We start from the raw sequence: 13,390 nt of genomic DNA, 5'->3' as shown, positions 1-13,390 counted from the left end.
ATTTAACATCTTCTTACATCAAACTAGTGAAAAGGCATAGGAAGGTGATGGAATGAAACAACAGCAATATAATGCAGGGGATATCGTTTATATTTTTTATCGACATCCACATATTCAGGAAGTAGTAAACATACAGGAAGCGGTAGTAGTGAACAATCCGGATAATCTAAAGGAGCTGGCGCTATTTCTCTTTGAGTCGTATTATCCGCTAACAAACGATATGTTCATTTTTACAAGCGAAATGGATGCTGAGCAAGCTTATCATCAGTATTTTCATTGATGGAGACTTACAAGTGGCAGTTTTTACTTAAATCAGTTGTTCAACACTTTAATGAGAGAAGACGTGATAAGTTTTCTCTCTAAATATTATTCTATAACTAACTGTGTTACATATGGTTCAATATATCTGCTATCTAATCCATCCGGTAACTTTAAGAGTGAGAAATATTGCATTGTCTCTGATTCTTTATAATCAATAACTAAATCGCCTTTAACATTTCTTGTATAATAGACTGCCGTAACTGAGTAAAATTCATCCCCATTCGAAACTTTAAGATAATACTCTGGACCAGAAAAAATATCTAATAACTTTAGGTCCTCTATAACCAATCCTGTTTCTTCTAACACTTCTCTTTTTGCGGTATCTTCTAAGCTTTCTCCTAATTCCATCAAACCACCTGGAAGACCCCAGCCTCCATCGTGTCTCTTTTGTAATAACACTTCATTTTCGTTATTGAGAATTAATACAACTGAACCAGGTAAAATGATGGGTTGGTGTCCTACATATTGTCTTAAAAATTTAACTTCTTTCAGCGGGTGTCCAAACATCCGCTGAAAGAAGTTAAAGCCTCCGGCGGATGTCACGGAATCGGCTTTGTGCGAGCACAAAGCCGATTCCGGACGCAATTATGCCGAGGCATAATTGATTGTATTCCATAGTTACACTCATTTCTTTAATTGTTTTTATACTTATATATGAATTATCTATATAACAAAAAAATCCTCCTTTAATTTGTATAATCCCAATCTTGGTGGTAACGCTAACAGAGATAGTCATGAAGAAGGGGAGAATACATTATGGATTCATTCCAAGTAAATTGTTGGACGGAGCATGAAGAGCTAAAGGTTGTTATGCTTTGTGCACCTTCAAAATTAGATGTAACAGATTTAACAATCGCTGAAAATGTAGGGTGGAGTGCTGCTGTCAATCATGTAAAAGCGATGGAGAATTTCATGGAATTTAAGACAACATTAGAAAATGAGGGTGTCCATGTTATTGATTATTCGAAAGAGCTAACAAATGAAGAGAATACTGTAAGTGAGCAGCTTATTAATAGGTACTTTGTGCGCGATCTTGCCTGTGTTATAGGAAATAGTATTTTCCTTGGAGAGGCAGGTAGTTCGCTAAGGCGTCCAGAGTATCAACATGCTCACTCATTATTAGAAAAGTGGTTTCCAGAAAAAAATTTAAAAGTTAAACAATCTTCTACTGCTTTAGAATGTGGAGACGTGCTGATCTTAAATAAGGATGCCGTGCTTATAAATATTGGAATGAGAACAACATTAGAGGCAGTGGAAAGTATCAAGAATCGCATCTTCCAAGAAGGATTTTCAGAAATTGCGATCATTGATTTGCCAAGACGCTCCGATACACTTCATTTAGATATGAACTGTAATGTTACGAACGCTAATCTGCTAATAGCTAAAAACTTTATGCGTTATTTTCCTGTACACGTGTTTACAGCTCAAACAAGTCGTTTTGAAATGACTGAGCAATTTTTAAATCACCATGGCTTTGACGTTTACTGGCTTGAAAAATATAATACAATCCCTGATATCAATTTTATTAATCTTAATCCCGAAACATTGTTGATTAGTAAGCAAGCAACGAAGCAGCAATGGACGAAGCATCCACAATTGCAAAAGAAAAATTTGATAGAAATTGAAGTCTCGGAGCTTGAAAAGGGCGGTGGTGGCATTCGTTGCATGACATTGCCATTGTTAAGAAAGTAGCAAAAGGCAGGAGGGGTGATCAAAAATGACATCTAAAACAAGTAAAGGGAGGTTGTCTTGGTGGCAGCTTTCGCTTCTCGGTATAGGTTGTACACTAGGAACAGGATTTTTTCTTGGGACAAGTATGGCCATTCATAAGAGTGGTCCTGCTGTTGTGATTCCTTTTTTGCTAGCGGCGATTGCTACGTACATTGTCTACGATGCTCTTGTGAAGATGTCAGTTGACAATCCAGATAAAGGATCATTCTGTACTTACGCAAAGCAAGCTTTTGGAAATTGGGCAGGATTTAGTAATGGCTGGATTTACTTGATTTCTGAGATACTTATTATGGGTAGCCAATTGACGGCGCTTGGTATTTTTACGAAGTTTTGGTTTCCGGCGCTGCCATTATGGGTTGCAGCATCTATTTATGCTGCACTTGGATTAGCCGTTATTCTTACGGGTATGAAGGGCTTTGAAAACTTTCAAAATATTTTTGGTGCGTTAAAGGCAGCAGCAGTTGTGATGTTTATTATAGTAGCGGTAGTCTTAATAATAAAAGGATTTAATACGGAATCAACGACACTCGATGCATTGCATGCGAATTATGAAGAATTTTTCTCACAGGGTGTGAAAGGAATTTGGCTGGGATTGCTATATGCCTTTTATGCATTTGGAGGAATTGAGGTTATGGGTTTAATGGTCATTGATTTAAAAAATCCTAAAGAAGCACCGAAAGCTGGAAAGGTTATGATTATTGCTATAACTGTCATTTTTATAATGGCTATTATGCTTGCCTTGGCGCTTGTTTCTTGGAAGGACTTTAATATTGAGGAGAGCCCATTTATAACTGCGCTTAATGGTTATCACATACCTTTTTTTGCAGACATTTTTAATGGTGTTTTAATAATTGCAGGTTTTTCAACAATGGTAGGCTCTTTATATGCGGTCATAACGATCCTTATTACACTGGCCGAGGATCATGATGCCCCAGCTTCCTTGGCTAAAAAAGGGAACATGAAAATTCCATTTCCTGCATTTCTTTTTTTAGCTAGTGGTTTAATCATAACTATTGTTATAGGCTTCCTTATGCCAGAAAAGATTTTTGAATATTTGGTTACAGCTGCGGGTTTAATGCTGATTTATAACTGGCTCTTTATATTAGTGACATATAGGAAGCTAATGGAGCTGTCGAAGTGGGAGCATGTGAAGACTTATATCGGAATATTACTCATTGTGATGACGGTGTCTGGGACGTTAGGGGAAAAAACAAGCAGACTCGGTTTTTTCGTGAGCCTGCTTTTTATCGTCATCATAGGAATTGCGACTTGGATTGTAATGAAAAGGCAAAAACACGGTAAGCATGTTTAACTTCTTTCAGCGGGTGTCCCTGTCGCTACGCTTTCGGTACAAAAAACATCCGCTGTAATAGAGGAACTCAGTCTTAGAGCGCCACGTCCTGTGGTAACGACTGAGTGACCAACATCGTGCTGTTGTTGCTGCCGCTACGCTTTCGCGTGAAAAACATCTGTTGCCTAAAGCCTCTGGACGCAATTACGCCGAGGATTATTGTTCTTTGTTCTGTGGAAAGAGCAGAGAATTTTGCATGCGTAAAAAAGGACATTTCGATGGACTACTATTATCATCGCTTAAAAAATACTGCTTCCATTCATAACTACCTTCTTGCCCATACCATTTTAAATCAGGATGAGCTGAAATAGCATCGTATTCGGTAATGCGTTGACGAATAAGCTTCTTTAATTTTCGACCAAATACAGTAGAGTCGTTCATTTCTTCAAATATCCAGCGTGGCTGAAATGCCATTAATAAAGTAGAAAAATTACGACTCTTGCGCAATTTATGTGCGGGCGTTGCACAAGACACAAAATAAGGCTCACCGTTAAAACAAAATTCCCATTCATGATGCGATGGATCGGTTGGAATTTCCTTTGGCCAATCGATATCATCAAATTTAGTTAAATTGTTTAAAACGGACCAAAATAAATGTCTATAATCCTCAACATCGAAATTATTATGCATATCATTAGGGGTTTTGAAGAAAATGGTATGAGTTGTATATTTTCCGAATGTATGAGAGTACTTATCGTATTCCTTTAAACATTGTGCTAGGGTCTTTATCGATTGCTCCTCACGTGGATCTCCGATGAAACTATAGCGAAGCTCGTTCGACAAAAAACCTTTTCTAGCTGGAATACAGGGAAACGTATTTGCTTCATCCGCAACCATGGCAGCGAAGTCTGTATATGCTGACTGTTGCCATAATGGAAGTGTTTCAAAATGTTCTTTTATCCACTTCTTGTCTAACACTGCTACTTCCACTTATGTCTCCTCCTTCTTACATCCTTAGACTATTAAAGAAAGAGTAAAAATGTGAATATGTAACTGCGTTAAACTTTTTCTAAATGATAGCAGTAAGGAAACCACTAAATAGATCCAATTATATTATAGAAAAATTGATTGAATTTATGATTTTTGATGAAAAATCTTATTATCAAGAATGTTTAATGCATTATGAATATCTTCTAAATCTTTCTTAGATGCATGTTGGATAAGTTGTTGAAAGCGGTCTTCTATACAGGCGAATGCTTCCTCCATTATTTTTTCTCCATCTTCTGTAAGGCAAACATAGTGCTTCCTTCGATCTTCGGTATCGCTAATTTTTTCAATAAACTTTCTTTCCTGTAATTTTCGTAATTCACGGCTTGTATTAGGTAATGACATATGCTGACAGTCACTAATTTCGGTAGGTGTGACTGGTTGGCTTACTTTAATATATTCAAGAATTTTATATTGTACGGGTGTAATATTATCGATTTTAACGTTTTGAGTTAATTCATGCGTTACTTGGTGTACTGCTGCTGTAAATGCTACAAACTGATTGAATAATACTTTTTTGTCCACACTTGTTCACCTCTTACTGACAAGATAACAAAAAACTTATCTTAAAACAATTATCATTTGACAACTAAAATGGGGTGAATTATTATTTTATTATCAAATGATAAGTAATGGAGGATGCATGATGAATACATTAATTATTTATACATATCCCAATCATAAAAGTTTGAATTATGCTTTTTTACATGAGGCTATTAAGGGCTGTAATGACAATCCGTTCATAAAGGAGATTCAAGTAGTAGATTTATATGAGGAGCAGTTTAATCCGCTTTTAGTATTTGATGAACATAAACGCCGTCGAGATATGTTTCGTGATCCAAAGCTTGAGAAATATCGAGAACAAATTAGGTGGGCTGATAAAATCGTTTTTGTCTATCCGATATGGTGGGGAAGGCCACCAGCAATGCTTCTAGGGTATATTGATCAATTGTTTGCGGCCAATTTTGCCTATAAAGATAAAAAGGGGTTATTTCCTGAGGGGCTTCTAAAAGGAAAATCAGTGGTGTGCATTTCGACAATGAAGGGGCCAACCAAATATCCACTATTATGGCTGAATAATGCGCATAAAATATTAATGAAAAGAGCGTTATTTAATTTTGTTGGCATTAAACAAGTGAAGTTTTTTGAATTCGGCAATATGGAAAGTAAGAAGGGGAGGCAAAGCAAAAAACTCGAAAAAGTTTATCAATATTTTAGAAAAGTAGCTTACTAGTTCGTCTGCCAAATAAACTCGTGCAGACGAAAGAAAGAATCTCTTATTCGTTTGCACGAGTCTGATTTATCTTCATTCAGCAGATGTTTTTTTAAACGAAAGTTCTAGTGGTAGTGTTACAAGAAACGTTGTAAATTCAGCAAGCTCGCTTTCAACAGTAATTGTTCCATTATGCATATCAATGATTTTTTTAACAATGGATAGCCCTAAACCACTTCCGCCATTCTCAGCTGTCCTCGATTGGTCGGCCTTATAAAATCGTTCGAAAACATACTTTTGTTGTTCCGCCGATAAACCAATACCATTATCATGAATGGCAATAGTGATCATATCCATTTGCGTCGACGTAGATATTGTAATGGTGCCAGCTGCTGGAGTGAATTTAATGCTGTTGCTAAGTAAATTCATCCATACTTGATTCATTAAGTCTTCATCCGCCATTACCGATAGGTTTTCTAATTGCAGAGCCATCTCTATATTTTTAGCTAACCAATTTGGTTCTAGTGCTAGCACTACATTGCGCAATTGCTTATCGAGTCGGTAGTGTTTTGGCTCGAATGGGGGATGTTGTGATTCTAATGCTGTTAGCTTTAGCAAATTGTCACTAATTTTCGATAGTCGATTACTTTCCATCTCAATGATTGTTAAATAATGCTGTCGCTTATCCTCTGGTAGGTCCATGTTTTGTAATGCTTTAGCGAAGCCATTAATAGATGTTAGAGGTGACTGAATTTCATGAGATACGTTCGAGATAAATTCTTGGCGTATTCTTTCTAGTTCGCCTAATTCGACTGCCATATGATTGATGCCATGTATTAGTTGACCGAACTGATCTTCATCTGCTTTAAGATCTAATTTAACGGTAAAATCACCTTTAGCAATTCGGCTTAATGCATCTACAATCGAATCCCAATAGTTTCGTTGTTTTTTTAGCCCAATTAAAAAGGTGATGATAACAGAGCAAGCAAAGAGAACAAAAACACCAACTACGGTCCATAATTGAAGCCAGAAACCTTGTGGATGATTGCCTAACCAATCATAAAGCCAGGACGTTATGTGGTAAGAAATAAAAGCAAATATGATGTTGATGATAAGTAGAAGCATTAAAGTTATAAAAAGCTTTAAAAAGAATTTTAGTTTTCTCATGAATCAAGTTCCAATCGATAGCCTAGACCGCGAATTGTACGAATAGCAAATCCACTTGTTTCTTGTGGGAAACGTTGCCGAAGTCTTTTAATGTGAACATCGACTGTACGTTCATCACCTTCGTAATCGTACCCCCAAATTTCTTCGATTAGCTGTTCACGTGAAAAAGTTTTCCCAGCATAACTGGCTAACGCAAATAATAGTTCGAATTCCTTTAATCGAAGTGTTAAAGATTCACCGTTATAAAAGACTTCATATGTATTACGATTTAATTTGACATTGCCAGCTTCCACAAGTTGAGATAGGGAAATATGGTATCTTTTAAGTATTGATTTCACACGGACAATTAGCTCTGCTGGCTCAAATGGTTTAACAAGATAATCGTCCGTTCCAAGATGAAAGCCCTTTATCTTTTGTGAGGTTTCACCCTTTGCAGTAAGCATTAAGATTGGTAGATTCTCATTAAAGGAACGTATTTCTTCACATAATTCCCAGCCATCCATTTTCGGCATCATAATATCCATGATAATCATATCCACCTTATCAGAATCCAATTTGGACAGTGCATCTACACCGTCCGTTGCCTCTATAACTTCTAACCCTTCATTTTGTAAAAATACCTTTATTAATTCTCGAATATGCGCATCATCATCCACAACTAATAGCTTTGTCATGCTAACAAGTCCCTTCGTTATTCCTCTTTAATACGTAATTGCTGCTTAGCAAACTCTCGATACATATCATGTGTCTCATAAAGTGTATCATGAGTACCACTGCCCGTAATATGCCCTTTCTCTACAAAAAGAATTTGATCTGCATCTACAACTGTTGAAAGGCGGTGTGCAATCACTAGAGTTGTTCTACCTTGCATTAAATTATCTAATGCTTTTTGAACATAAATTTCCGATTTACTATCTAGACTAGAAGTTGCTTCATCTAACATTAATATTTGAGGGTCACGTAACAATGCTCTTGCGATAGAGATGCGTTGTCGTTGACCGCCAGAAAGCTTAATACCACGTTCTCCTACTTCCGTGTCAAATTTATCTGATAGTTCGTTGATAAATTGATCGGCATAGGCCATTTTGGCAACTCTTTCAAGCTCTTCATCCTGCACCTCTCTGTCAATGCCATAGCAAATATTTTCTCGAATCGTACCAGATAGCAGTGCACTTTCCTGCGCAACATAACCGATTTGACTTCTCCAAGAGTGCAGAGAGAATGTATCGATTGGCGTATCTCCAAGTTTGATGATTCCGCTAGTAGGTTGATAATATCTCTCCAACAGAGAAAATGTAGTGGTTTTACCGCCGCCGCTGGGTCCAACGATAGCCGTTACTTTTCCTGGTTCAATGGTAAAATTAATATCTGTTAAAATCGGTTCTTCTCCATAAGCAAAGTCAACATTTTTTACATAAATCGGCTGATCCACTTTTTCTAATGTGTTTCCTTCGAAAATATTTTCCTCTTCATGCTCAAGTAATGCACTAATTCGCTCGGTAGCACCCATTGCTTTTTGAAGCTGTGTAAAGAACATCGTTAATTGGGTCATCGGCATGATGATTTGGATTAAATATAAAATAAATGCTACCATGTCGCCAGCTGTAAGCTCTCCTGAAGATACTCGTACACCACCGTAGCCAATAATGGCCACAAGTACTGACATTAAGACAAATGAAATAAGTGGCGAAATAAGCGCGTGAATTTTCGCTTCTTTTAAGCCGAACGTAAAGAGGTTGGTAATACCTTTCTTGCCACGCTCATATTCGATATTCTCAGCATTTGAAGCCTTTACTAAGCGTGTTTCAGGTAATACTTGATTGAGCACTGCCGTAAATTTTGCTGTCTCATCTTGCATTCCTTTTGAAATGACAAACATACGCTTCCCTAATAGCATTAAAATAACCATGGCAAGTGGAACTGCTATTAGCATTACTAAGGTCATTTTCCAATCTAAAATTAATAGAATGATGATTGATCCTATAATAGAAATTACACCCGATAAACAGTTTGCAAGGTGTTCTGTAATCAACTCTTTGACGACAGCTGTGTCATTCGTAACACGACTTAATGTTTCACCTGTATCATTTTCATCATAATATGGAATAGGTAAATGAAGTAGCTTTCTCCAAAGTTGATCACGTAATTTCGCAACAACATGATGTCCGACACGATTTAAATAATAAATGGAAAGCCCACTTGCAATAGCTTGCGCGATAAAAGCAATACCTAACAAAACAATTTGCCAATAATCAAGGGATGCTAAGGAAAAGCCATCCACTAATTTTTTTGTAAATAATGGCACGATAAATCCTACGCCCGTAGTCGTTAAACTCATCACTAATGCAATAATTAAAAGCCATATTGGTGGCTCAGCTTGTTTCACTAGGCGCACAAAGCGTCGCCAATCTGTAAGTTTAGTAGAATCTTTTGAAGTCTCTTGCAATATTTAGAATCCTCCTTATTTTCATCAACAATAAAAGTTATCTTCTATGTTACTATAACACCTCTTTGTGAACTGAATATGAAATGAAAGTGTAGTGGAGAGATTTCATAGGTTGCTTGATTAGGAGAATAGCGTGATGGTAGAAAAGGTGCAATAAACAATTCTTTAAATAAAAGACGACCTTCCTTGCTAGAAAGTCGTCTTTTTTATGTGGACATGATTGATGTGCGGTTGCTTCTGATTCCCAATTTTTATTTGAATAAGGATCATAGCCATGACGATGATGATCATGCAAATAATTGCGGCTGTAAAATTTCCAGTGAAATCTCGTATTAGACCAACAAAGAAAGGGCCAAGTGCAGCAAATACGAAGCCAACTGATTGTGTCATAGCAGCCAATAAACTTGCCTCTTTGATATCTTTGGCTTCATCAATTGGTAATGTTAGTCCTAATGAGAATAGACCCCCTGCACCAAGGCCGATCAGAACACTGCTTAACCAAGGATTTAAAGAAAACAGTAGCATCAATAAACCAATTATTTCTAATGATGAACAGCCTACTAACCATACAGCTCTATGCTGAAAACGACTATTTAAAATGGGCACTAAAAACGTTGCAGGCATTTGGGCAACCGTTAATAGTGTCAACATCATTCCAGCCTCTTGTTTACTATAGCCCATGTCCTCCCCTATAGGTGGCAACCAAGCCATAATTGTATAAAACATGAAAGCCATTAAACCAAAGAAACCAGTTAATAGCCAAGCTTTTTGATTTGTTAGGAGTTGCTTTAAATTATTTTCAGCACTAGAGGTGTCTGAGGTAGTCGTATCGACTGGATGTTTCACAATTGGTTTCCACCAAAAGAAAACAGCGATGACAGCAAGAATTGCCCATGATGCAGTAGATGCTTGCCATGTATGAAAAAGGGTGCTTAAAGGTATAGAAAGACCTGAGCCAAGCGAAGCTCCTATAACTAATGCTAACGAATATATACCGACTATACGAGAAGGATTCGTGAATTTTTGTTTAATAAAGCCTGATAATAAAGGCCCTACGATAGCGATGCCAATGCCAGAAAGAAAGGCTGTTAGCAGCATTACCCATGCAGAGTAGGCAAAAAATCTTGCAGCTGTTGCCATTCCAATAAGAATAAGTGAGTAAGCAATGGTCCGCTCAATGCTAAAGCGATTGGCAAGTTTTATTGCAAATGGCGCAAATAAGCCCATACATAGTACTGCTAATGATGTTAATAAACTTGCAGTAGCAGCACTCATTTGTAATGACTCCCGAATAGTTCCTAACAACGGAGAAACGGAAGTTATAACGGGGCGTAGATTAAGGGAAGCTAAAATAATAGCGATAATTGGAATAATCGTACGTTTTACAGTCATTCTCTTTCAACTCCTTCTATAGCTAATAATAATCACAATTTGAAGTCTATAACATTGCAGATAATTGAACAATACTATTATTACTATTACAATGATAGGTATTAACTATGATAGGTCGTGATATATTGGAAATTCGCCATCTTCATTATTTTATGGCTGTTTGTGAGGAGTTACACTTTACAAAAGCTGCTGAAAAACTAGGTATTTCCCAGCCGACGCTAAGTCAGCAAATACGAGTACTTGAGGATGAGGTTGGTATGCCACTGTTTGATCGGATTGGCAAAAAAATTATACTTACCGAGGCAGGCTCGCTATTGTTAAGGTACGGAACAGAAATATTAGATATATTACAAAACGTCAAAGACTCCATTAAAGATTTAAAGGAAATGAAAAGTGGAGAGATAAGAGTAGGAATTATGCCATCAGATTTAGATTATCGAATTACACAGCTTGTCATCGATTTTCACCAAAAATTCCCTAATGTTAAATTAAAGATTTTGTCGTCTGTCGAAATTGTGCGACAAGTTCTTGAAAATGAAGTCGATCTGGGCATTGCTATAAACGTTCTTCCGAATGACCGACTTGTTACGATTCCCTTATGTCAGGAGGAATACGTGCTAATTGTTTCGAAGGAGCATCCAATTGCAAATCGAGAAAGTATAAGCATAGTAGAATTAAAAGATTTGCCAGTGGTTATATATCCAGAAGGCTTTGTAGGGAGGGAAATTGTGGAGGAGACTGTAAAAAAACATGGTTTTCAATTAAATTCTGTTCTTGAGACAAATTCAGTTACGTCGATTATTAATCTTGTTAGAGCGAATATAGGTGCCACTATACAGCCCAATCAGTTAATCCAACAGATGAATGATCCATCTTTAAAGATCATACATATTCAGGACTACGCACCAAGACGCAGTTTGTCAATTGTTTATCGAGTGGATCGTTATGTAAGTCAAGCAACAAAAGCGTTAATTGAACAAATTAAAGAATATTTCCATAGCTAGTCCAAAAAAGGGACTAGCTTTTTGTTGTCTAATTCCCAATGATCTTCAAATACTGAATGCTCTGTTTGTGGGGGATTACTTTGTTTAGAGAAGCAACTTGTGAATCTATGATAAACGAGTGAAATGCAGATTTAACAGCACCAAGTACAGAAAAATGAAGAATAAATAAAATATAAGTTCCTTTTTTTGGATATGTACCATATAATAAATATAAACCGACAGTCGGTCTGTAATGGAAGTTTATATTACAATGCCGTCCTTAATGTTTTTAGTACTCTCCTTGTCCTTGCTATTCGAAAAGAAAATTATAGTTTCTTTACTTTCACTCTTGAATGACGGTTATTAGGAATTCAAAATCCATTGACTAAAAGGAAGGTGGCTATCGAAATGGAATCACAGATAAAAAGAAAAGGCTTTTCAAAAGATTTTAACCTGATGGTGGTTGGGCAAATTATTTCTATTTTAGGATCTGCTCTCTTAAGATTCGCTCTTTCACTATATGTACTTGATATTACAGGGCGTGCAGATCTTTTTGCAGTACTATTTGCGATATCGAGCATTCCAATTTTACTATCACCTCTTGGAGGGGCAATTGCTGATAGGTTTAATAGACGTAATTTAATGGTGATTTTCGATTGTATTAGTAGCATAATTGTTTTTATTTTCTTTGCAATGCTAGCAATTGGGAATGGATCCATTTTGCTTATTGGTGCTGTGATGGTACTGCTTTCGTTAGTTAGTGCTATGTATGCACCTACAGTAATGGCCAGTATTCCAGTACTTGTAGAAAAGGAAAAGCTTGAGCAAGCCAATGGAATTGTTAATGGTATTCAAGCATTGTCTAATGTAGCTACTCCTGTATTAGGAGGAATACTTTACGGTATAATTGGCTTAAAAGTGCTTGTCGTGGTGAGTGGAGTGTTCTTTTTCCTTTCTGCCATATTAGAGATGTTCATTCATATACCATTTATGCAACGGGAGCAAAGCGAACATATTATTCCGACGCTTGTCAATGATTTGAAAGAGGGCTTTAGCTATGTAGTGAAGCAATCTTTTATCTTCAAATGTATGATATTAGCGGCATTATTAAATTTATTATTAACACCGCTGTTTGTTGTAGGGGTTCCGATTATTCTCCGTGTTACAATGCAAAGTAGTGATACTTTGTATGGAGTAGGGATGGGGTTAATTGATTTTGCTACAATTTTAGGAGCTTTATCTATGGGGTACTTTACGAAAAAAATGGGTATCAATAATTTGTACTTTTGGGTGTTTATCACCGCTTTATTGATTATTCCAATGGTTTTAGCGGTTACGCCTCATGTGCTTAATATCGGCTATTATCCATCGTATACTTTATTTGTAGGTAGTGCACTGATCATAGCTATGATTCTTACCGTTATTTCAATATATGTTATTACGCTTGTACAAAAAGAAACACCTAATGAAAACTTAGGTAAAGTCATGGCTATTATCATTGCCGTTTCACAATGTATGGCACCAATTGGGCAAATATTGTATGGCTTATTATTTGAAGCATTTAGTGATAAAGTCTACGTTCCGATCTTAATGATTAGTGTTGTCATGGTAGTAATGGCAACAGTGACAAAGAGGATTCTACGATTTGAAAAGAGCGAGGCAGCAAAATGATTCACTTTAATGCTAGGAAATTAAATGACTAATTATCCCTTATATTTACCTCTTAAGTCCCTTGATGCTCCATAAAAGGGGCTTTTTTTGTAGATAAATAATTCTATTCTTCGGCAGAAAATGGTAAA

At 36.6% G+C, this 13,390-nt stretch carries 13 protein-coding genes; 6 read left to right on the top strand and 7 right to left on the bottom strand.

Annotated elements, in window-relative coordinates; genetic code table 11:
• Positions 1-52 precede the first annotated feature (52 nt).
• Positions 53-280 carry a transcriptional regulator SplA domain-containing protein gene (locus tag ACQKNC_RS09220; RefSeq protein WP_427424556.1) on the top strand — a complete coding sequence of 76 codons (228 nt, stop codon included), beginning with the start codon at positions 53-55 and terminating at the stop codon, positions 278-280.
• 86 nt (positions 281-366) lie between these two features.
• Here the strand turns inward: ACQKNC_RS09220 and ACQKNC_RS09215 are convergent, their stop codons facing one another.
• Positions 367-828, bottom strand: a complete 462-nt coding sequence (locus ACQKNC_RS09215) for an NUDIX hydrolase (RefSeq protein WP_427424672.1) — start codon at positions 826-828, stop codon at positions 367-369.
• Between the two features lie 249 nt (positions 829-1,077).
• Between ACQKNC_RS09215 and ACQKNC_RS09210 the strand changes: the two genes are divergently transcribed.
• Entirely contained in the window at positions 1,078-2,013 is a 936-nt protein-coding gene (locus ACQKNC_RS09210) for an arginine deiminase family protein (RefSeq protein WP_427424555.1), read from the top strand.
• A gap of 25 nt (positions 2,014-2,038) precedes the next feature.
• Complete coding sequence (locus tag ACQKNC_RS09205) at positions 2,039-3,364, top strand: amino acid permease (RefSeq protein ID WP_427424554.1); 1,326 nt, start codon at positions 2,039-2,041, stop codon at positions 3,362-3,364.
• Between the two features lie 195 nt (positions 3,365-3,559).
• Here ACQKNC_RS09205 and ACQKNC_RS09200 read toward each other — a convergent pair whose 3' ends face one another.
• Both ACQKNC_RS09200 and ACQKNC_RS09195 read right to left on the bottom strand, forming a co-directional pair.
• Positions 3,560-4,333, bottom strand: a complete 774-nt coding sequence (locus tag ACQKNC_RS09200; RefSeq protein ID WP_427424553.1) for a YqcI/YcgG family protein — start codon at positions 4,331-4,333, stop codon at positions 3,560-3,562.
• Positions 4,334-4,477: 144 nt separating this feature from the next.
• On the bottom strand, positions 4,478-4,915 hold the full coding sequence (locus ACQKNC_RS09195; RefSeq protein WP_427424552.1) for a MarR family winged helix-turn-helix transcriptional regulator: 438 nt from the start codon (positions 4,913-4,915) through the stop codon (positions 4,478-4,480).
• Positions 4,916-5,036: 121 nt separating this feature from the next.
• Here ACQKNC_RS09195 and ACQKNC_RS09190 point away from each other — a divergent pair, with 121 nt between their 5' ends.
• Positions 5,037-5,624, top strand: a complete 588-nt coding sequence (locus tag ACQKNC_RS09190; RefSeq protein WP_427424551.1) for an NAD(P)H-dependent oxidoreductase — start codon at positions 5,037-5,039, stop codon at positions 5,622-5,624.
• 72 nt (positions 5,625-5,696) lie between these two features.
• On the opposite strand, the gene ACQKNC_RS09185 is transcribed toward ACQKNC_RS09190, so the two are convergent.
• From ACQKNC_RS09185 to ACQKNC_RS09170, 4 genes are all read right to left on the bottom strand, one after another.
• Positions 5,697-6,770: a HAMP domain-containing sensor histidine kinase gene (locus ACQKNC_RS09185; RefSeq protein ID WP_427424550.1), complete on the bottom strand. Its 1,074-nt coding sequence runs from the start codon at positions 6,768-6,770 to the stop codon at positions 5,697-5,699.
• Positions 6,767-7,444, bottom strand: coding sequence for a response regulator transcription factor (locus ACQKNC_RS09180; protein ID WP_427424549.1), 678 nt, complete (start codon positions 7,442-7,444; stop codon positions 6,767-6,769). Before ACQKNC_RS09180 ends, ACQKNC_RS09185 begins: the two co-directional genes overlap by 4 nt.
• A 17-nt stretch (positions 7,445-7,461) precedes the next feature.
• Positions 7,462-9,216 carry an ABC transporter ATP-binding protein gene (locus ACQKNC_RS09175; RefSeq protein WP_427424548.1) on the bottom strand — a complete coding sequence of 585 codons (1,755 nt, stop codon included), beginning with the start codon at positions 9,214-9,216 and terminating at the stop codon, positions 7,462-7,464.
• Positions 9,217-9,405: 189 nt separating this feature from the next.
• Positions 9,406-10,608 (bottom strand): CynX/NimT family MFS transporter, encoded by a 1,203-nt coding sequence (locus ACQKNC_RS09170; RefSeq protein ID WP_427424547.1) that lies wholly within the window; start codon positions 10,606-10,608, stop codon positions 9,406-9,408.
• A 107-nt stretch (positions 10,609-10,715) separates the two neighbouring features.
• Between ACQKNC_RS09170 and ACQKNC_RS09165 the strand changes: the two genes are divergently transcribed.
• Positions 10,716-11,612 (top strand): LysR family transcriptional regulator, encoded by an 897-nt coding sequence (locus tag ACQKNC_RS09165; RefSeq protein ID WP_427424546.1) that lies wholly within the window; start codon positions 10,716-10,718, stop codon positions 11,610-11,612.
• A 387-nt stretch (positions 11,613-11,999) separates the two neighbouring features.
• Positions 12,000-13,262: an MFS transporter gene (locus ACQKNC_RS09160; protein WP_427424545.1), complete on the top strand. Its 1,263-nt coding sequence runs from the start codon at positions 12,000-12,002 to the stop codon at positions 13,260-13,262.
• Positions 13,263-13,390 lie beyond the last annotated feature (128 nt).

This window comes from Lysinibacillus sp. NPDC094177 (genome assembly GCF_050279145.1).
Classification (GTDB): domain Bacteria; phylum Bacillota; class Bacilli; order Bacillales_A; family Planococcaceae; genus Lysinibacillus.
The sequence above is the reverse complement of the archived record's forward strand: the minus strand, read 5'-3'. Positions and strand labels throughout refer to the sequence as shown.